This window comes from Pseudomonas sp. MT92 (assembly GCF_058792515.1).
The window spans coordinates 253,639-272,255 of sequence record NZ_JBXAFA010000007.1 but is presented as its reverse complement, the minus strand read 5'-3'; the positions used below and the strand labels follow the sequence as shown (position 1 = coordinate 272,255).

Annotated in this window: 19 protein-coding genes and 2 pseudogenes; 8 read left to right on the top strand and 13 right to left on the bottom strand. The window is 55.7% G+C overall.

The genetic code is table 11. The features are described 5' to 3' along the window. Positions 1 to 98 precede the first annotated feature (98 nt). From fabF to AC1Q6D_RS15680, 5 genes and pseudogenes are all read left to right on the top strand, one after another. Positions 99 to 1,343: a beta-ketoacyl-ACP synthase II gene (gene fabF, locus AC1Q6D_RS15700; RefSeq protein ID WP_047526983.1), complete on the top strand. Its 1,245-nt coding sequence runs from the start codon at positions 99 to 101 to the stop codon at positions 1,341 to 1,343. Next, positions 1,343 to 2,158, top strand: a complete 816-nt coding sequence (pabC, locus tag AC1Q6D_RS15695; protein ID WP_103406445.1) for an aminodeoxychorismate lyase — start codon at positions 1,343 to 1,345, stop codon at positions 2,156 to 2,158. Before fabF ends, pabC begins: the two co-directional genes overlap by 1 nt. Positions 2,159 to 2,161: 3 nt before the next feature. Further along, entirely contained in the window at positions 2,162 to 3,367 is a 1,206-nt protein-coding gene (gene mltG / locus AC1Q6D_RS15690) for an endolytic transglycosylase MltG (RefSeq protein WP_103406444.1), read from the top strand. Positions 3,368 to 3,386: 19 nt separating this feature from the next. Continuing rightward, a pseudogene (gene tmk, locus AC1Q6D_RS15685) lies at positions 3,387 to 3,683 on the top strand (dTMP kinase); the annotation flags it as partial. Between the two features lie 926 nt (positions 3,684 to 4,609). Continuing rightward, the gene (locus AC1Q6D_RS15680; protein WP_146041535.1) at positions 4,610 to 5,134 is read left to right on the top strand and encodes an ImmA/IrrE family metallo-endopeptidase; all 525 of its coding nucleotides are present in this window, start codon (positions 4,610 to 4,612) and stop codon (positions 5,132 to 5,134) included. A 173-nt stretch (positions 5,135 to 5,307) separates the two neighbouring features. Here AC1Q6D_RS15680 and AC1Q6D_RS15675 read toward each other — a convergent pair. Beyond that, positions 5,308 to 5,679, bottom strand: a pseudogene (locus AC1Q6D_RS15675) (transposase); the annotation flags it as partial. A 553-nt stretch (positions 5,680 to 6,232) separates the two neighbouring features. Between AC1Q6D_RS15675 and AC1Q6D_RS15670 the strand changes: the two are divergent. Both AC1Q6D_RS15670 and AC1Q6D_RS15665 read left to right on the top strand, forming a co-directional pair. After that, complete coding sequence (locus AC1Q6D_RS15670) at positions 6,233 to 6,718, top strand: glycine zipper domain-containing protein (RefSeq protein ID WP_103406443.1); 486 nt, start codon at positions 6,233 to 6,235, stop codon at positions 6,716 to 6,718. A 372-nt stretch (positions 6,719 to 7,090) separates the two neighbouring features. Next, entirely contained in the window at positions 7,091 to 7,555 is a 465-nt protein-coding gene (locus tag AC1Q6D_RS15665; protein WP_103406442.1) for a hypothetical protein, read from the top strand. 40 nt (positions 7,556 to 7,595) lie between these two features. On the opposite strand, the gene AC1Q6D_RS15660 is transcribed toward AC1Q6D_RS15665, so the two are convergent. The 8 genes from AC1Q6D_RS15660 to AC1Q6D_RS15625 form a co-directional block, all read right to left on the bottom strand. Next, on the bottom strand, positions 7,596 to 8,093 hold the full coding sequence (locus tag AC1Q6D_RS15660; RefSeq protein ID WP_103406467.1) for a TPM domain-containing protein: 498 nt from the start codon (positions 8,091 to 8,093) through the stop codon (positions 7,596 to 7,598). Between the two features lie 2 nt (positions 8,094 to 8,095). After that, a complete protein-coding gene (locus AC1Q6D_RS15655; protein ID WP_492618479.1) occupies positions 8,096 to 8,935 on the bottom strand; it encodes a TPM domain-containing protein in 840 nt (279 codons plus the stop codon). Continuing rightward, on the bottom strand, positions 8,935 to 9,567 hold the full coding sequence (locus AC1Q6D_RS15650; RefSeq protein ID WP_103406402.1) for a LemA family protein: 633 nt from the start codon (positions 9,565 to 9,567) through the stop codon (positions 8,935 to 8,937). Before AC1Q6D_RS15650 ends, AC1Q6D_RS15655 begins: the two co-directional genes overlap by 1 nt. A gap of 25 nt (positions 9,568 to 9,592) precedes the next feature. Continuing rightward, positions 9,593 to 9,676, bottom strand: coding sequence for a hypothetical protein (locus AC1Q6D_RS15645; protein ID WP_219739217.1), 84 nt, complete (start codon positions 9,674 to 9,676; stop codon positions 9,593 to 9,595). A gap of 243 nt (positions 9,677 to 9,919) precedes the next feature. Continuing rightward, positions 9,920 to 10,138, bottom strand: a complete 219-nt coding sequence (locus AC1Q6D_RS15640) for a hypothetical protein (RefSeq protein ID WP_103406403.1) — start codon at positions 10,136 to 10,138, stop codon at positions 9,920 to 9,922. After that, a complete protein-coding gene (locus AC1Q6D_RS15635) occupies positions 10,135 to 12,318 on the bottom strand; it encodes a heavy metal translocating P-type ATPase (protein WP_103406404.1) in 2,184 nt (727 codons plus the stop codon). The genes AC1Q6D_RS15640 and AC1Q6D_RS15635 overlap by 4 nt, the downstream gene beginning before the upstream one ends. 22 nt (positions 12,319 to 12,340) lie before the next feature. Next, entirely contained in the window at positions 12,341 to 12,613 is a 273-nt protein-coding gene (locus tag AC1Q6D_RS15630; RefSeq protein WP_103406405.1) for a DUF5676 family membrane protein, read from the bottom strand. Then, the gene (locus tag AC1Q6D_RS15625) at positions 12,610 to 13,296 is read right to left on the bottom strand and encodes a methyltransferase family protein (protein ID WP_103406406.1); all 687 of its coding nucleotides are present in this window, start codon (positions 13,294 to 13,296) and stop codon (positions 12,610 to 12,612) included. Before AC1Q6D_RS15625 ends, AC1Q6D_RS15630 begins: the two co-directional genes overlap by 4 nt. Before the next feature lie 945 nt (positions 13,297 to 14,241). Between AC1Q6D_RS15625 and AC1Q6D_RS15620 the strand changes: the two genes are divergently transcribed. Continuing rightward, complete coding sequence (locus tag AC1Q6D_RS15620) at positions 14,242 to 14,511, top strand: heavy-metal-associated domain-containing protein (protein WP_103406438.1); 270 nt, start codon at positions 14,242 to 14,244, stop codon at positions 14,509 to 14,511. A 301-nt stretch (positions 14,512 to 14,812) separates the two neighbouring features. Here the strand turns inward: AC1Q6D_RS15620 and AC1Q6D_RS15615 are convergent, their stop codons facing one another. From AC1Q6D_RS15615 to AC1Q6D_RS15600, 4 genes are all read right to left on the bottom strand, one after another. After that, positions 14,813 to 15,274: a DUF411 domain-containing protein gene (locus AC1Q6D_RS15615; RefSeq protein WP_103406409.1), complete on the bottom strand. Its 462-nt coding sequence runs from the start codon at positions 15,272 to 15,274 to the stop codon at positions 14,813 to 14,815. 102 nt (positions 15,275 to 15,376) lie between these two features. Further along, the gene (locus AC1Q6D_RS15610) at positions 15,377 to 16,357 is read right to left on the bottom strand and encodes a copper resistance protein B (RefSeq protein ID WP_103406410.1); all 981 of its coding nucleotides are present in this window, start codon (positions 16,355 to 16,357) and stop codon (positions 15,377 to 15,379) included. Further along, positions 16,329 to 16,454, bottom strand: coding sequence for a hypothetical protein (locus AC1Q6D_RS15605; RefSeq protein WP_256590391.1), 126 nt, complete (start codon positions 16,452 to 16,454; stop codon positions 16,329 to 16,331). Before AC1Q6D_RS15605 ends, AC1Q6D_RS15610 begins: the two co-directional genes overlap by 29 nt. A gap of 12 nt (positions 16,455 to 16,466) precedes the next feature. Then, a complete protein-coding gene (locus tag AC1Q6D_RS15600; protein WP_103406411.1) occupies positions 16,467 to 18,407 on the bottom strand; it encodes a copper resistance system multicopper oxidase in 1,941 nt (646 codons plus the stop codon). Positions 18,408 to 18,617: the final 210 nt, after the last annotated feature.

Here is an 18,617-nt window from a genome sequence, read left to right as displayed (position 1 = left end):
CGTTGCTTGCTGTCATGGAAAAACCGCACTGCTATCACGGCGTGCGGTTTTTTCTTTAGGCCTGATGCAAAGTCGTCATTTCAAAAAAGGAGAGTGCTGTGTCGCGTAGACGCGTCGTAGTCACCGGTATGGGTATGTTGTCGCCACTGGGCACGGATGTGCCAAGCAGCTGGCAGGGCATTCTGGCTGGCCGCAGTGGCATTGGTCTGATCGAACACACCGACCTTTCTGCCTATTCCACCCGTTTTGGCGGCTCGGTAAAGGGTTTCAATGTCGAGGAATACCTGTCGGTCAAGGAAGCCCGCAAGCTCGACTTGTTCATTCAGTACGGCCTGGCGGCAGGTTTTCAGGCGGTACGCAATGCCGGCCTGGAAGTCACCGATGCCAACCGTGAGCGCATTGGTGTCGCCATGGGCTCGGGCATTGGCGGACTGACCAATATCGAAGAAACCAGCCGTACCCTGCATGATTCCGGCCCACGACGGATTTCGCCGTTTTTCGTGCCTGGCTCGATCATCAATATGATTTCCGGTTTCCTGTCGATCCACTTGGGTGCACAGGGACCTAACTACGCCATCGCCACCGCTTGTACCACGGGTACGCACTGCATTGGCATGGCTGCACGCAACATCATGTACGACGAAGCTGACGTGATGATTGCCGGCGGCTCCGAAATGGCGGCCTGTGGCCTGGGCATGGGCGGCTTTGGCGCCTCTCGCGCCTTGTCGACCCGCAATGACGAACCGGCCCGCGCCAGCCGCCCATGGGACAAGGGCCGTGATGGCTTCGTGCTTTCCGATGGTGCCGGTGCGCTGGTTCTTGAAGAGCTGGAACACGCCAAGGCACGCGGCGCGACCATCTATGCCGAACTGATCGGTTTCGGCACCAGTGGCGATGCCTATCACATGACTTCGCCTCCGGCTGATGGCGCCGGTGCTGCGCGCTGCATCACCAATGCCTTGCGCGACGCCAGGATCAATGGCGATCAAGTGCAGTACATCAACGCCCATGGCACCTCGACGCCTGCTGGCGACCTGGCGGAAGCCAATGCGATCCGTTCGGTGTTCGGCGATCACGCCTACAAGCTGGCCGTCAGTTCGACCAAATCCATGACCGGTCACCTGCTGGGTGCGGCGGGCGCGGTCGAGGCGATCTTCAGCGTGCTGGCGATCAACAGTCAGGTGGCGCCACCGACCATCAACCTCGATGAACCGGACGAAGGTTGCGATCTCGATTTTGTGCCGCACACCGCGCGCAATATGGATATCGATGTCGTCCTCTCCAACTCCTTCGGTTTTGGCGGTACCAACGGCTCGCTGGTGTTCCGCCGGTTTGCAGGCTGATGGAAAGCCGGGTCGACGGTCAGCCGGCTGACGCAGTGTCGCTGAAGGATCGCGGCCTGGCTTACGGTGATGGTCTGTTCGAGACCATTGCCGTGCGGCGTGGCCTTCCAGTGTTGCTGGACCGCCATCTGCAGCGTTTGGCGAAGGGGTGCCAGCGGTTGGCGATCAACCTTGATCGTGATGCGATGGCCGCGGAGCTGCTGGCTTACGCCAGGGAGCTGGACGAAGGTGTGCTCAAGCTGATCGTGACTCGCGGCGATGGCTTGCGTGGCTACGCTTTCGATCCTTCAGCCCAGGCCCGACGTATCCTGTCTGGTAATCCTCCAGCCGTTTATCCAGCCGCCCATGCTGAGCAGGGTGTTCGACTGTTTCCCTGCACGACACGACTTTCCATTCAGCCACTGCTCGCCGGTCTCAAGCACCTGAACCGCCTCGAACAGGTGATCGCCCGCGCCGAATGGCAAGACACCGAACATGCCGAAGGCCTGATGCTCGATCAGGCTGGGCGCGTGATCGAAGGTGTGTTCAGTAACCTGTTCCTCGTACGCAATGGCGAGTTGATCACGGCCGATCTGAAACGTTGCGGCGTGGAAGGTGTGATGCGTGCCGAGATATTGTTTCAAGCCGAGTCATTGGGCATTCCCACGCAAATCACCGATATCACCCTCGAACAGCTGCAATGGGCTGACGAAGTCTTTGTCTGCAACAGCGTGTATGGTATTTGGCCCGTGCATGCCTATGCCGCACTGAGCTGGCCGGTTGGGCCGCTCACCCGTAAACTCCAAACCATTGCCCGTGCGCTACTGGATGCTTGATACGTGAGACGTAAATTCTTGCTGCTGCTGGAAACCGGACTGGTTCTGGCAGGGCTGATGTTGGGCGCTTCTGCCTGGAAAGTTCATTCGGCGCTGGTTCAGCCGCTGAATATCGCTCAGGAAGAACTGCTGGAGGTGCCCAAGGGCACCACGCCGACCCGCACCTTCTACCGACTCGAAGCCGATGGCGTCATCAAGGACGCTTTCTGGCTGCGCCTGTACTGGCGTTTCAATCTACCGAAACAACCCTTGCACAGCGGCGAATACCGCATGCTTCCCGGCATGACCGTAGAAGGTCTGATCGATCTGTGGAAGCGCGGAGAAATGGTGCAGTACAGCGTAACCCTGGTCGAAGGCTGGAACTTCCATCAGGTTCGCGCCGCCTTGGCCAAGGAAGAGAAACTCGATCACACCCTGGACGGCCTGAGCGACACCCAGGTCATGGATAAGCTCGGCCATGGCGGAATTTTCCCTGAGGGACGATTCTTCCCTGACACCTATCGCTTCGTTCGTGGAATGTCCGACGCAGAACTGCTGAAAACAGCCTATGACCGTCTTAATGAAGTACTCGCCAAGGAATGGGAGCGGCGCGCCCCTGATGCGCCCTACACCGAACCCTATCAGGCGTTGATCATGGCCTCGCTGGTGGAAAAGGAAACCGGCGTGCCACAGGAACGTGGGCAGATTGCCGGTGTGTTTGTCCGGCGGATGGCGATGGGCATGTTGCTGCAGACCGACCCGACGGTGATCTATGGCCTCGGTGAGCGGTACAGCGGCAAATTGACCCGCGCCCATCTCAAGGAACCGACGCCTTACAACACTTATGTGATTGCCGGCCTGCCACCGACCCCGATCGCCATGGTCGGTCGTGAAGCGATTCATGCGGCGTTGAATCCGGTGGCTGGCAACAGCCTGTATTTTGTCGCTCGTGGCGATGGCAGCCACGTGTTCTCCGATGACCTGGATGCCCACAACAACGCCGTGCGCGAGTTCCAGCTCAAGCGTCGTGCCGATTACCGCTCCAGCCCGGCGCCCGCCACTGTACCCGACACGCAGGAGAACCCGGCCGCGGAAGGCCAGGCACCGATTCCGGCTGCTTCACCCGATCCGGCCCCGGAAGCCCTGTCGCCAGTGCCGGCGCAAGATCCCGCACCTGCGCCAGCGACTGCTCCCGAGCCGGACCCAGCCGCCCCGCAAAGCCCGCAATGACTCTGACTAAGGACTGCCTGTGACTGGCTTGTTTATTACGCTGGAAGGCCCGGAAGGCGCCGGCAAGAGCACCAATCGCGAATACCTGGCCGAGCGCCTGCGCGCCGCGGGTATTGAGGTTGTGCTGACTCGCGAACCGGGCGGTACGCCACTGGCCGAGCGTATCCGCGAAGTGCTGTTGGCACCGGTTGAAGAGCTGATGAACCCGGACACCGAATTGCTGCTGGTCTTCGCCGCGCGGGCCCAGCATCTTGCCGAGGTGATCCGCCCTGCGCTGGCTCGGGGTGCTGTGGTGCTGTGTGATCGTTTTACCAACAGATTAATCCTTAAGATCTATATATGTAACACTATAGAGGGCTACAGGAAAAACTCGCGTTTCAACAAAAAATGCCAGTATTTACAAGAATTTATCGCTGCTTAAAATTACACTCTCCGTCAAAATCCTCGCAAAATATCAAAAAATGTAACGTTCGCTCGTTTTTGCCTCGATGTTCCCCATATGTAACGTTTTCCCCGGATTCTTCTCAAAAATCCTACCCCGCTTTTCAAGCCGAATGTAACGCTACCCTCCATTGCCCCGAGAAGGCGCCTCAGAAGCGCTCTGTTGAATTTTGAGCGAAATCGCGATAAGGGTATGCCTCAGCATTTGTGTGTCCTTCAGCGCGCCCTCAGCTCTCCATGCAGATCTATGGCCATTGGCCAGAATTTCAGTAGGATGGCGGCCAATTTGAAACCACCTACTCGGACAGTTCGCACGATGGCAGCCAGATCAGAGTCCACGCTTGCGACTCTGTCGTCATCCCGATGGTCCAGTACGAGTGCGCGATGAACGAGGGGCGGGGGCCTGAATAAGGTCGGTATGCTTTTGGGATTTCGCGAGGCCAAAAAACGCCGGCAACACGGATGAAATCAAGATTCAATGCCGGGTGATTGACGAAAGCCTGTCATGTTCGATTAGCGGTGGCGTCATAACGATCACCGCTCGATCCTAGGTCAGCCCAGATCAACCAAGCCCGAAATAGGACCTGCAACTTGTGGTCAGGCCGTGCCGGTCCTGAAGGGGGGGCAGGGCGGGACGTTTCAGGTTACTGAGACAGAAGTGAAAGTAAAGTTGCAGAACTTAGTTACAAGACTGGAAGAGGCCTCCGCGGTGAATGGTGTGCCGCTTGTAGCGCTATTTTGATTATTGGAGTAAAGCAATTGTTTTATAGGGGAGGAGTGTTGGTTTTATGAGTAAGAAAGATGCGGTTGCTCGACTGGGAGAACAAGACAATTGAAGCGCAAGCAGACTTGTTTGCGTCCTTTCTGCTGATGCCGCTGGACGATTTCCGGGCGCAAGTCACGGCGACTGTAGATCTTGAATTGCTCGGGCACTGTGCTGACCGATACGGCGTTTCCCTGACCGCGGCAGTGTTGAAGTGGATTCAGTACACTGAAGATAGTGCTGTGTTGGTTTTGTCCCGTGATGGTTATATGCAGTGGGCTTTTTCCAGTCGTACGGCAGCTCGCGCAGGTGCTTTTTTTCGTACTCGAAAACAGACTGTCCCCGTTCCGGCCGGCTCAATTGCTGTTGCTTCTGGAGTACACCACGAGCGCCGAGGCATTGAGTTGCCCGCGAAAATTTGGTTTCCTCACGCTGAGATGGGAACTTCTGTTCGTGAGATGAAAGTCTCTTCTGAGCAGTTTGATTATGTCCTATCACTACTTTACCTACCGCGCTCAGCTTCGGTTTGGTGCCCCTCTGAGGCTGAAAGGCTTGGCTGGTAACGTTCGGCGAAGTCGGTGCTCTTTTGCGGACCATAATCATTAGTCTCAAAGCATCGAGACTTGTGCCATAAGTCCCAAGCGTCAGTGCAGCTTTTGACGAGCCTCGGCGAGATCTGCTTGCAATATGCTGTTGAGGTCCCTCCAGGGAAATTGAGCTTCCTGGGCATGTGCGTTTGACGGCAGACGCTGCGAATGGCTTTGCTGTTGTTTTTGCGAAAGTCGGCGATGGTTTTGAAGTCAGGAGCCAAGCGCCCCGTCAGCCACATCAACTCGACGTTGCGCTCGGCCTCACGTTCAACCCTGCGACTGGACTGAATGCGATTGAGATAGCCGTAGATATAGATCTTCAGCAAGATCGCTGGATGGTAGGCCGGACGCCCCGTTGCAGCTGGATCAACACCTTCAAACCCAAGTGCACCCAGATCGAGTTCATCGACGAAAACGTCGACCACTCGGACTGGATTTTCTTCGGCTACGTAATCGTCCAGGCCCTCCGGTATCAACGTCATTTGCGTCCGAGTCTCACCTTCGATGAATCGCTTCATGATCGCCCCCGATACGATCTCGACGATCAGAAGGTTGGACAATCACTGGTGTTTTCACACAGCCTGGACCCTTAGCTGCCTTTCGCAGAGAGTAGAAAACGGCCAAAAGCCGTCATTTCGGGGCTGGTCGAGCGAATGCACGCCTTCCAAGTATGTGAAATGGTGCTTGCTCATGATGAGCGAATGGGAACCTTCGCCTGAAGCTAGCCCTAGCTATCAATCGACTTTTGACCGGAAGATTCCTGGTAAGCGGGTCTCAAGAAACCTAAAAAAAATCAAAACATCGTGAACATTAACGACCGGCCAAAACCTCTGCTCAACGTGCCACTAACCGCTAGCCTGGTTAGCGGTTATTTTCGCCCCCCAAAAAGGCTTTTTCATCTCTGAAAAGGCCTGTCACGATTAGCCTAGGACCGCCGAAACCTCCTAAAGTTTCATCGAAAAAACAGCGACTTAGTGAATTTTTCCAAGTCGTGTTACTCGTCGGATTTCAATTGTAAGCCATCGTCGAGAGACTCAGGATCGCCTCGGCACCACTTTGAGGTTTTTATAAATGAAGTACTCCTCGATTCTCTTGTTGTCATTTGGTCTGCTAAGCGGCGTTGCGTCGGCAGGCAGCAATACCGAAGCAGGCGTAGGCGGCGCATTGGGCGGAGTATTGGGCTCGGTGGTCGGCCAGTCGATCGGTGGCAGCACCGGTTCGGCAATCGGCGCAGGTGTGGGTGGCGCGGCCGGTAGTGCGGTGGGCGCCAACAAACACAGCCGTGGCGAAGCGGCCATTGGTGGCGCACTGGGCGCAGCCGGCGGTAACGTAGTAGGTCGCAAGATGGGCGGTACCACTGGCAGTCTGATCGGCGCGGCGGCCGGTGGCGGCGTGGGCGGTGCCCTGGGCAACCACATGGGCCGGGAATATGATGAGGAAAGTGGTCATCACTACCGTGGTCGCGGCGATGACGACGATGACGACGATCAGGGCTGGCGTCGTCACCACCACGACCATGGTCATCACTATGGTTGGCGCAAACACCACGACGACTGATCCCCGCGTTACAAGCACATTTGAAGGGCTGGCCACAGCAGTCGCGGCCAGCCAGACCAACACCTCCAGCGCCCTTAGGCTTTCAGAACCATTTCTGCAAGCCTGAGCTTTCCCAAGCATAACAGCGGCGGTCTGGATTTCGCGTAGCTGCGCGCAAAAAAGGCATTTTCAGCAGCCGGTACGTGGTCAGCCTGGAAGGGCCGACTTTTTCAACACAATCGGCCAATAGTTGCGTGTCATGGAGGTCTGCTTTGGGTCCAGGCTGTTTGAAAACGCACTGAATACGTCGAAAGTTGAGGCCTACGGGCGTTGCCTGTGAAACCAGCAGACTGAAGCGCGAATTGCCCTCGTCAGCTACATAGGCGCCCATAAATGCTGTTTGGGCAGAAATCTATCAGCTTTGACGGCTTGCTCGTACTGTATAACGCTGTCCTTCGGAGTGCCGATGCTGAAAAGAGCTGCACCAAGGGCGCTCAATCCTCCAACGAGAACGGCGCCCTCGACAGCAGCAACGACGATAGCAGCCAAGTGACCAAGCACCATGACAGGCCCGATGGCAGGAATGGTCAGAAATACTCCTCCGAAGAACAGGCTCCAAAGGCTGCCCCAAAATGCGCCCTTCTTGCCCTAAAATTTAATTCGGTCGCCGACGTTGTAGAAGCCCACAACCTTCTCCTCGGAATGAAAGCCTTGTCCGACGATACTGAAATGCGTCATGTCGAAATCGCTGCCTGCAAGTTTGCGGACAGCGTCTTCCGCATCCTGATGGTGAGCGAATACAGCGACTACAGCGTCATGTTGATCCAGTTGGAGTGTCATGTTCTGTTCCTCGATTGAGCGTGTTTGAGGTTTTTGGTTGGTTTCCGTTAAGGAGGGTTCAGAGCACCACTGGTGTATCCGGCAATTCATTCCGGTCACCGTCGACAGCGGGATAGTGTTTCATCAGATGCTGTGTAACTGCCTGAATACCGCTGACCACGCCGCCTTCATAGTTGGTCTGTTTAAAGGCGGCTTCCATCTGGCGGCAAATGCTTTGCCATTCTTGAGAGCCCGCCTTTGCGTGAATCCCGCGATCGGCAACAATCTCCACGTCCCGGTCAGCCAGCAATAGATAAATCAGCACGCCGTTATTGTGAGCGGTGTCCCATATACGCAATTGTGAAAACACATCGACAGCGCGTTCTTGTGCGGATTGGCCTTTGAAAAGCGGCGTGCTATCCAGTGCGCCCTCCACGACGAAACGGATTTCTCCGACGTGTGCGGTCTCGCCGGCTTTGATCGCTTGCTCAATCGCGAACAACGTTTTGCGGGGGAATGCCCGGTTGACCTCCCAGTGGGTCATAGCGAGGTGTTTCATAATGCGTTTGATATTCATGGTCACCACCTCCCCGATGCGCCGCCGCCGCCAAACCCGCCTCCACCACCCCCGAAGCCACCACCACCTCGACCGAATCCTCCGCGTCCCCCCATTCCGTATCCGCCCATACCGCCGCCTACCAACGTGAACAAGAGCGCCATCACGCCCGCGCCCAACGCAATGAACACTGCGCCGGCAACCAACCAAGCGATAACAGCCACAACCCCGCCAGTGATGAGAGCGCCTGGAAGTCTGCCCAGAGCGGGGCGCAGCACTCTACCGATCACGAGGGCAAGAATAAAAACGAGCGGAGCATACTGCCGGAAATCTGGGCTACCGCCGGCAGGTTGTCCGTTGGGGGCTGGCAACGGCTCGCCATCAACTACCTGGATCATCTGGTTGAGCCCAGCAGCAATGCCACCATAGAAGTCGCCTTGTTTGAAACGTGGCGTAATGATCTCGCTGATGATGCGCTTGCTGGTAGCGTCATTGAGTACGCCCTCAAGCCCGTAGCCAACTTCGATGCGAAGCGTACGGTCGGTCTTAGCGATGACCAGGATTGCGCCGTCATCCACTTTTTTTCGGCCTAACTTCCATTGCTCCGCAACGCGCAAAGCATATTGTTCGATCGTTTCCGGCTGGGTGGTGGGGACAATGAGAAGAGCGAGCTGAGTGCCTTTTTGGGCTTCAAATGCCCGTAAAGTTTGCTCAAGACTTGCTATCTGGTCTGTGGTGAGCGTAGCGGTCTGGTCAGTCACCCGGCCAGTTAGTGGTGGAACTGCGACTTGAGCGCCCGCGAGGAAAGACCAGCAAAGCATAAGGGCAAACAATGCCGCCGCGCTGGTCCTGCGTACCGTCATCACTTGGCTGCTCCCTGAGGCTCGTTTGGAGAGATCGCAGGTGTCGACCCGAAATCTACACTGGGTGGCTTAGCAATTTCCTTTTCGTTTCCGACGGTGAAATTAGGCTTCTCTTTGTATCCGAATACCATCGCCGTCAGATTGGAGGGGAAGGAGCGGACCGTGACGTTGTATTCCTGCACTGCCTTGATGTAACGGTTACGCGCCACTGCGATGCGGTTTTCGGTGCCTTCCAGCTGCGCCTGCAAATCGCGAAAACCGGCATCAGCTTTTAGTTGCGGGTAGTTTTCGCTCACTGCCAGCAATCGGGACAACGCACCGGACAGCTCGCCTTGTGCAGCCTGAAATTTGGCAAAGGCGGCCGGGTCATTGAGTACTTCTGGCGTCACTTGTATGGAACTCGCCTGAGCGCGCGCTTGCGTCACCTGGGTCAATACTTCTTTTTCATGCGAAGCATAGCCTTTGACGGTATTGACCAGATTAGGTACCAGATCCGCGCGACGTTGGTATTGATTTACTACCTCAGACCAGCTCGCTTTAATTTGCTCGTCGTTGCTCTGAAACGTGTTGTAGCCGCAGCCATTTAGGTTTAGCGCGACCAAAGCTGCCAGGATTACCCATAATTTGCGCATTTTATTTTCCCAAAAATAGGTTTTTTCAACCAAACAACATTGTGACCATTGCCAGTAGTAGCAGGAATGGCAGATACGGAACGATTTGGGTCCTGTTCTCGGTGAACAGGAAATAGCCGGCGATGGCTAGGAAGCCTAAAAAGTACCAATTGGTACCCCTTGCGCGGTGCTGGGGCTAGTTATGTTGATTCATGATGGCACTCCTTGTAGTAGGGAATGGGAGGAACGGCTATAACGCAAGACCACTTCCAATTCTGCTGAAGCGCTATCGTAGGTGTGAGCATAGCGAGCCAGAGCATCGGTTTACGTGTCCAATGCGTCGGAAACTCAGAGAGGTGAGTCGCATAAAGTATCAAGGCAGATTTTTCCTTTTCAGTTGCCGATGAGCCTCGGCCATGTCCTTATCAAATTGGCGGACGCCGCGAAAAAGTTGCACCCCGACCAAGACCGGACACAGCAGGAAAATCGCTGCTATGACAAACGATTTGCCGGTCAGCCCCAACAGGTAAAGCACGGTGGCGATGCCCACAACACTTACCAGTAGGCAGATAATTAAAATTTCACGCTTCATGATTTGGCCTCCTGACTTAAGCCAATACGGGCACGTTTCAGCAGCGCGGAGTTGGCGATTACCGACAGGGAGCTGAGTGCCATGGCAGCGGCAGCGATGATGGGGTTAAGCAGTCCAAAGGCCGCGATTGGAATGCCGATGCTGTTGTAGATGAACGCCCAGAACAGGTTTTGTTTAATCTTGACCATGGTTGCACGCGACAGCTTGATCGCGGTGACCACGTCGCGTACATCGTTCTTGAGCAAGATGATGCTGCCGGTTTCCTTGGCTACATCAGAACCCGAGCCGATTGCGATGCCAATGTCAGCTGTGGCCAGAGCAGGTGCATCGTTGACACCATCGCCAACCATAGCCACGATCTGCCCTTCGCTTTGCAATTGACGGATCACTGCGGCCTTGTCGTCCGGCAAGACCTCGGCAATCACTCGCTCGATGCCGACCTGCCGCGCAACCGCTTCGGCAGTACGGTGGTTGTCGCCGCTAAGTAGCACGACCTTGATGCCGCTTGCCTGCAATGCCGCAACGGCTTCAGCCGCTTCAGGTTTAATGGTATCGGCCACCGCAATCACCCCGAGCACACGGTCGTTGACACCGACCAGCATCGCGGTCTTGCCATCAGCTTCCAGGCTGATGAGGTGCTCCTCGGCAGCCTCGATCGAAATGCCTTGGCGGGCGAATAAACGCCGGTTGCCCAGCCAGATTTTGCGACTGTCTACACTGCCTTCGATGCCGTGACCGGCGATCCCATTGATTCCAGTCGCTTTCGGCAGGCTGATGCCGCGATGCCGGGCGGCGCGCACTATCGCTGCGCCGAGCGGATGTTCTGAACCAGACTCCACGGCGGCAGCGAGCATCAAAACCTCATTTTCCAACGCTATGCCAAGCGGGATCACATCGGTTACGTTTGGTTCGCCTCGGGTAATAGTGCCGGTTTTGTCGAACACCACCGTACTCAGTTTTTCTGCCCGCTCCAATACTTCGCCGCCGCGGATAAGGATGCCGTTATCGGCCCCCTTGCCGACACCGACCATTAACGCGGCGGGCGTCGCCACGCCCAGTGCACAGGGGCATGAAATGATCAAAACCGCGATAAAGGCCAATAACCCCTGTGGGAAATTCCCCGCAAGAGACCAGCCGACCAAGGCCAACAGTGCGACCGTCACAACCGCCGGCACAAAGTAGCCGGTGACCTGATCGGCCAATCGCTGGATCTGTGCCGTACTGGTCTGTGCTTCTTCGACCATCTTGATGATCTGCGCCAGTGCGGTGTCGGCACCGATCCTGCTCGCCTTGAAAGTGAGCACACCACTGCCATTGAGCGTACCTCCGATCACCGGACTGCCCGGGTGTTTGTCCACCGGCATCGACTCACCGGTCAGCATGGACTCATCTACCGTTGACTGACCTTCACTGACATCGCCATCGGTGGGGATTTTTTCGCCTGGTCTGACGACCAGGAACTCGCCGGCCATGACGCTTTCTGCGGGCAGGTCGACTTCTTGTCCATCACGAATCACGTGCGCGATCGCTGGTTTGAGATCAAGCAAACGCCGTACTGCGGCTGAGGACTTCTTCTTGATGATCTCCTCCATGTACCTACCCAGCAGGACGAAGGCGATGATGACCGCCGACACCTCGAAATAGACGTCGCGCTCGGCCACCTTGACCGGTAAAACGTCTGGGAAGAACAACACCGCGACGCTGTAGAAATAGGCGACCGACGTGCCGAGGGCGATCAGAAAATCCATGTTGATGTTACGTGTGCGAATGGCGTTCCACGCCCCCTTATAGAAACTCCAACCACCGATGAACTGCACCGGAGTTACCAACAGGAAAAGCCATATACCCCACGTGAACCAAGGGAGCGCTGGGATCGGCACCCAAGTCAGCAATGTGGCACCGGCGGCCAGCGCGATGAAGGCGCCCGCACGCAGTAGCGCCAAGGCCAGTACTCCGGTCAGGGCGATGGTCACGCGGGTTTTCATCGCCTTCAGTTCACTTTCTGGCGACTCGAAGGTGCGTAGGCAGGTATCACTACAAAAGTAATAGGTGCGTCCGCCACGCTCTCGTGACAACGCTGTGGTCTTATCCACCATCATTCCGCAGATCGGATCTTTCGCCATTTTCCCTGATGCAAACGCCTGCTGGTGCTGGCTGTGCTGCATGTGTGATTCGTTCATTGCTGCCTCCTGCTTGAAGCGGCTACCAAGACTTGCCATGGAGCTTGCCGGATAGCCAGGCAAACAAGGTGCCGACCATCGCGCCCCATACACTCAAGACCAGCAGTGGCCCTACGAAAGTCGCCACACTGTAGTCTTGGGGAGCCTGAAGACGACCGAAGTCGAGTCCATGGAACAAGGCGCTGAGAAAGGCGATACCCTGCGCCGGCCATAGGGCATAGAGCAGCGCACAGATGGTGTAGGAAATGGCCATGGTCAGGGCCAGAGAAATGCCGGTTTTCCAGGGCGCATTCATGACTGTTTTCCCGAGGTAGGAGGGGCGCCAGTAGGGGTGCTGGGACTGCGGGGGACCGACCAGGGCAGGAACGCCGGAGTCTGCTCGCAGTAAGCGCGGTAGGCATCGCCGAAGTGCGCAAGCATCTCCTGTTCTTCCCGCTTCGCCAGCTTGGCGTAGACCAACAGGAGGATTGGGAACATCACCAAGGTGATCAATGTCGGCCACTGCAACAGAAAGCCGAACATGATCAGCACGAAGCCAACGTATTGCGGGTGACGGATCCGCGCATAGGGCCCATCTAGCGCTAGTTGCCCAGTACTTTGGGCCTTGTAGAGCACACGCCAGGCGGCCGCTAATAACCAGAACCCCCCGGCGATCAACAGGTTGCTGATAATGTGGAATGGGCCCCAGTGCGGATTGACCTTCCAGCCCATAACTGTTTCGAGCAAATGCCCTGCGTCGTGCGAGAGGAAGTCGATGCCAGGGAAGTTACGAGTGAGCCAGGGCATCAACAGGTAGATAGTCAGCGGGAAACCGTACATCTCGGTAAACAGAGCCAGCAGGAATGCCGAGAACATGCCAAAGGAGCGCCAATCGCGGCTGGTCTTAGGCCGGGTGAAGCTGAAAGCGAACAAGATAAACACCAATGAGTTGAAGATGACCAGCGACCAGAGACCGTAGGCCGATTCAGTATGGTTCATGGTTGGTGCTCCTCACTTGCCGGTGTTTGCTGTTCGTCCTTTGCTGATGGTCGCCGTGGTCGCCGTGGTCGCCTTTTGCGCCGGCTGGGTGATGCGCGTCCTCGGCAGAGGCCATGAGTGCGTTGCTAGCCAAGATGCTAGCTAGAACGAATCTGGAGTGCGTTTGCATGAGAACTCCTGAGATCTGAGGGGATAAGCAGGATTAATTGAGTCGCGAAAAAGCGACGCAGCAAGACAGGGCAACCAGTGCCCGACCACTCAGGAGTAGGGGTTAATCGTTAGAGCGAACGAAAGTCAGGCGGACTGGTAGCCTCGGCGGTGCGGGGCGCTTCAGTGCAAGAGCAGCGAAGGAGGATTTTTCCTCGGGATTAAGCACCATTATTACCGCCGCAGTTAACAGCAAAAGGACGGCCCACTGGATGGGATCTAATGCTGAGGTCTGCGACGCAGGTTTTATCGCCGTGGCGGTGTCCTCACAGTTTTGAAGGCAACCACTGGTGTGGAGAGCATGACCATCCACCACATACTGCTCGGCAGTGTGTGGCGCGGCTAAATTGTGATTCGGTTGCACCAAACAACCCTGGAATGCCATCACGGCCACAGCTAACACCCACACCACGAGGGTAAGGTGCAATAGGCTTCGGCGGTTACGGCGGAACCAGTACATAAAGTACAACCTCGACTTATTACGTCGTACTGATTTTCAGTCTAGCTAGCAAAGCAGTGGAGAGATTGACCCAGATCAAACTAATGGATGGCTCGATGATCGAGGCTCGCCTTGAATCGTCCCAGGTTGTTGGCTGAGTTCGGCACTGGCATCGATACTCTACCGCTACGTCGGGTGCATATCGTCTGGTGTGGAATGAATTGCTTGACCTTGACATAAGGTTAATGTTGATGATGGCGTCAAGGCCAGAAAGTCTGGTCACTTGTGAGGAGTTCACCATGAGAGCCACCGAACTGAACGTCCAAGGCATGAGCTGCGGCTCCTGCGTAAAACATGTAAACGATGCGTTACAGACGGTCGCGGGTGTAGGCGAGATTGAGGTTGATCTGCAATCTGGTTATGTCCGTGTTAACGGTTCGCCAGATCCATTGGCACTATTGACGGCACTACAAAACGCAGGTTATCCAGCGCAACTCGCAATAGCAGCCACACCGGTTGAGTCGAAATTTGATGGCTGCGGTAACGGGAGAGGATGTTGTTGCAAATAACCCGCTGACTATGTTCCAGCCGAACTCTGAAGTGTTTATTGGTGCTTGAGCATCAACACGATGAAATTTAGGTTTCGGGAAATAGCCGTCACTTCTGGATGGTTCCATGCTGGAAAATTTCGTATTTCCGTGCTGGCAGTCTTACTCTTGAGTGGTGGGGCTTAAGCCATCTACGCACTTGCAAGGTGGTGCATCTGGTGTGAACGGAGCGCGTAGGTTAGGTTTTGTACACGGAAGAAAGTACACATTACTTGCATGGTCATGGGCGGTGACCATGCAAGTATTCAGGAAGGGCTGAAAATTAGTTTTTCGGGTACTCAGCGATGACCTGATCGGTGCCCGCTTTGGTCAGACCGATAACCTGATAAGCGTCGTGCTTTCCATTGACTTCCATCCCTGGCGAGCCTGCCGGCATGCCCGGTGCAGCGATCCCGAGAAGGTCATCGCGTTTGCTCATCGCAATTATTTGCTCAGCAGGTACGTGGCCCTCAACAAACCTCCCGTTAATCACAGCGGTGTGACAGGACGAGAGTCGTGGAACGACACCAAGGTCCTGTTTGACTGCGCTCATGTTGGTTTCTACATGGTCAACGACGGTGAAACCGTTGGCCTCAAGGTGCTGAATCCACTTCTTGCAGCACCCGCAGTTTGCATCTCGATGAACATCGATGGTCATGGTCTGAGCTGCGTGAGCAGTTGAACCAATGAACAGTGCCGCGAATGTCGCGATACGTAATGTTCGCAGGCGGAAGTTACTTTGCATGGATATTTTCCTTGGCCTCGGCAGCGGTGTGAACCTTCGGCGAAGCAACAGAATTACTGTATGGGCGTGCGTGATGTTGATGGTGTTGTTCAGGCAAATGCCTCAGAACCACATCCGAATACCGGCTACAAATCGAGCCTCGTTGGTTTTTTGTCCTTCGTCTTCGGCCAGGTCGGCGGTCTTGCCATAGGAGCGATTCCAGGTCACCCCGATATAGGGGGCAAATTCGCGGACAATTTCATAGCGCAACCGCAAGCCCACTTCGGTATTCGCCAAGCCCGAGCCAATGCCGCGCTGAGGATCGTTTTTCCCGTAGAGATTCGCTTCAGCGGTCGGCTGCAAGATCAGGCGATTGGTGAGCAGGATGTCGTAGTCACCCTCGAACCGAGCGGCGGTCTGGCCGTTCTCGCCGATGTAAGCAGTCGCTTCGGTTTCGAAGTTGTAGAGGGCCATCCCCTGAATGCCAAGAGCCCCCCAAGTCTGTGGTGAGCCGGGTTTGAAGTCTTGGCGTATACCGGTGACGACATCCCACCACGGACCGATCGAATGCCCCCAAAGCGCTTGGAGTTCGGCGCTCTCGGTTACACCGTTGGTACGTTCACCTTCCGAACGCAGCCACAAACGATCAACGTCCCCACCGATCCATCCCTTTGCATCCCAGCTCAGTGCGCTGCCGTTATCGGCGTCCTGGTATTCGAACTTATCGAGCAGGACGAAGGAGTTGAGTTTTTTGTCATGGACTCCATGACCAGTCACCGGGGGAAAGGCGGCTGCACGATCAGCATCGGTCAGTACCGGAATTGGGGTACGACTCGTGGTGGTCGCTCCTGAATCCATACTCATATTGCTGTGGTCCATGCTCTCCATGCCGTCCATTTGGCCTTGGTCAATGTTCATCTTGCTGTGATCCATGACTCCCATCTTGCTATGGTCCATGGTTTCCATCGAACCGTGATCTATCTCTTCAGCTGCGTTGGCTACGGTAACGAAAGCAGGACTGACGGAGACTGCCAGTGCAATCAAGGCTGGGCGTAAAAGCTTACTGGTCATGATCTCAAGCTGCCTTTTTGGTTTTTTGGTCATGATCCATCGACTCATGGCTCATCTTATTGTGATCCATTACCCCGTGATCAGGTTTGGACTCGCCCATCAGCGGTTTACGATTTAGGTAAGTGCTCATAACCCGTCTCCTTTACTCATCTACCCGTACTTCACGGAACATGCCCATCTCCATATGGAACAGCAGGTGGCAGTGATAGGCCCAGCGACCCAAAGCATCGGCGGTGACTCTATAGCTGCGTTTGGTTCCGGGCGGCATGTCGATCGTGTGTTTGCGCACCATGAATTTACCGTTCTCATCCTCAAGGTCACTCCACATGCCATGGAGGTGGATGGGGTGGGTCATCATGGTGTCGTTCACCAGCGTGATGCGCAGACGCTCGCCATATTTGAGGCGCAACGGCTCGGCGTCAGAGAATTTGATACCGTTGAACGACCACGAGAACTTCTCCATATGACCGGTCAGGTGCAGCTCAATGGTGCGATTGGGTTCTCGGCCATCAGGATCCTGGAAAGTACTTTTCAGGTCAGAATATGTGAGCACGCGACGGCCATTGTTGCGTAAGCCAATACCCGGGTCGTTGAGTTTTGGAGCAGTGCTCATGGCCTGCATATCGACCAGGGGATTATTGGTTTCGGAAGCTGGGTGAGACTGCATATCACCCATGCCGCTCATGCCAGCCATTCCCGACATATCGCCATGATCCATCCCAGCCATCTTGCTGTGATCCATGCCGGCCATGTTGGACATGTCGCCCTTGTCCATGCCGGTCATCTTGCTGTGATCCATGCCGGTCATGTTGGACGTGTCACCTTGGCCCATAGCGGTCATGCCGGTCATATCACCTTGATCCATGCCGGTCATTTTGCTGTGATCCATTCCGGCCATGCCGGACATGTCACCTTGCTTTATATCGCCGCCGCCCATGCCTGCCATGCTGCCATGGTCCATACCGCCCATCCCCATGTCATCCATGGTCAAAAGAGGGCGGGGATCGATCGCCGGTACCGGCGCCTTCAACCCTTCGCGTACTGCCAGGGTTCCGCGTGCATAACCGGTTCGATCCATGGATTGGGCGAAGATGGTGTAAGCCTCTTGGCTAGTAGGCTCCACGATCACGTCATAGGTTTCTGCCACGGCGATGCGGAATTCATCGACGCTGACCGGGTTGACGTGCTGGCCGTCAGCGGCCACAACAGTCATTTTCAGGCCTGGGATACGGACGTCGAAGTAGCTCATGCCCGAGCCGTTGATAAAGCGCAGGCGCAGCTTCTCACCCGGTTTGAAAATCCCGGTCCAGTTACCGTTAGGGGCCTGGCCATTCATGAGATAGGTGTAAGTATCCCCACTGACGTCTGCGAGATCGGTGGGGTTCATTTTCATTTCGGCCCACATCTTCCGATCGGCCACGGCTGCGGACCAACCTTGCTTGCTGACATCGTCGATGAAGTCGCCAACAGTCCGTTTGTGGTGGTTGTAGTAGTCCGATTGTTTCTTGAGCTTGGCCATGACGCGACTAGGATCTTCATCGGTCCAGTCGGTCAGCATCACCACGTAATCGCGGTTGTATTGAAAAGGCTCAGGCTCTTTCGAGTCGATCACGATTGGACCGTAAACGCCTACCTGTTCCTGAAAACCCGAGTGGCTGTGGTACCAGTACGTACCGTTCTGATGAACCTTGAATGTGTACTCGTACATGCCATCGGGGGCGATGCCATGGAAACTCAAACCAGGTACGCCGTCCATGTTGGCCGGCAGGATGATCCCGTGCCAATGGATCGAGGTGTCTTGGTCCAAGCGGTTTTTTACCCGCAGCGTGACCGTTTCCCCTTCGCGCCAGCGCAGCAGAGGCCCCGGCAGAGTACCGTTGATGGTCATGGCTGTGCGCGGCGAACCGGTGATGTTTACCGGGGTTTCACCAATAAACAAATCAAACTCGTTGCCAGTCAATACGCTCGGCAGACCAGGACTGGTCACTGCCCATACAGGGGTGCGCCACAGACCAAGGCCGCCAAGAATGCCACCAGCGGCCAGGCCTTTGACGAATGTCCGCCTAGAGGTTTTGGAGTGCATGCCGTTTATGTCCAATCAATCAAAAGGGAAGCTGTGCGAAACAACCAGTGAGTTGCTCATACAGGTTGAAGGCACTCTCTCGGGAGTTCGAAGTGGGCCCGGATGAGCTTCGCCCGCCGTCGCTAGAGACGAATTTTTACGGCAAGCGAACTCAGAAGTTGCCACATTTGGACCATCGCAGTGATTACATTTCTGTCAGCTTGAGAGGGC

Excerpts from the sequence above, each read along its gene's own strand:
- AC1Q6D_RS15625 (WP_103406406.1), bottom strand. The coding sequence starts at position 13,296 with ATGAACCATACTGAATCGGCCTACGGTCTCTGGTCGCTGGTCATCTTC.
- AC1Q6D_RS15660 (WP_103406467.1), bottom strand. The coding sequence starts at position 8,093 with ATGAATATCAAACGCATTATGAAACACCTCGCTATGACCCACTGGGAG.
- pabC (WP_103406445.1), top strand. The coding sequence starts at position 1,343 with ATGGAAAGCCGGGTCGACGGTCAGCCGGCTGACGCAGTGTCGCTGAAG.
- AC1Q6D_RS15615 (WP_103406409.1), bottom strand. The coding sequence starts at position 15,274 with ATGCAAAGTAACTTCCGCCTGCGAACATTACGTATCGCGACATTCGCG.
- AC1Q6D_RS15600 (WP_103406411.1), bottom strand. The coding sequence starts at position 18,407 with ATGCACTCCAAAACCTCTAGGCGGACATTCGTCAAAGGCCTGGCCGCT.
- AC1Q6D_RS15620 (WP_103406438.1), top strand. The coding sequence starts at position 14,242 with ATGAGAGCCACCGAACTGAACGTCCAAGGCATGAGCTGCGGCTCCTGC.
- AC1Q6D_RS15640 (WP_103406403.1), bottom strand. The coding sequence starts at position 10,138 with ATGAAGCGTGAAATTTTAATTATCTGCCTACTGGTAAGTGTTGTGGGC.
- AC1Q6D_RS15665 (WP_103406442.1), top strand. The coding sequence starts at position 7,091 with ATGCTGTTTGGGCAGAAATCTATCAGCTTTGACGGCTTGCTCGTACTG.
- AC1Q6D_RS15635 (WP_103406404.1), bottom strand. The coding sequence starts at position 12,318 with ATGAACGAATCACACATGCAGCACAGCCAGCACCAGCAGGCGTTTGCA.
- AC1Q6D_RS15610 (WP_103406410.1), bottom strand. The coding sequence starts at position 16,357 with ATGACCAAAAAACCAAAAAGGCAGCTTGAGATCATGACCAGTAAGCTT.
- AC1Q6D_RS15605 (WP_256590391.1), bottom strand. The coding sequence starts at position 16,454 with ATGAGCACTTACCTAAATCGTAAACCGCTGATGGGCGAGTCCAAACCT.
- AC1Q6D_RS15630 (WP_103406405.1), bottom strand. The coding sequence starts at position 12,613 with ATGAATGCGCCCTGGAAAACCGGCATTTCTCTGGCCCTGACCATGGCC.
- AC1Q6D_RS15655 (WP_492618479.1), bottom strand. The coding sequence starts at position 8,935 with ATGACGGTACGCAGGACCAGCGCGGCGGCATTGTTTGCCCTTATGCTT.
- AC1Q6D_RS15680 (WP_146041535.1), top strand. The coding sequence starts at position 4,610 with ATGCGGTTGCTCGACTGGGAGAACAAGACAATTGAAGCGCAAGCAGAC.
- AC1Q6D_RS15670 (WP_103406443.1), top strand. The coding sequence starts at position 6,233 with ATGAAGTACTCCTCGATTCTCTTGTTGTCATTTGGTCTGCTAAGCGGC.
- AC1Q6D_RS15650 (WP_103406402.1), bottom strand. The coding sequence starts at position 9,567 with ATGCGCAAATTATGGGTAATCCTGGCAGCTTTGGTCGCGCTAAACCTA.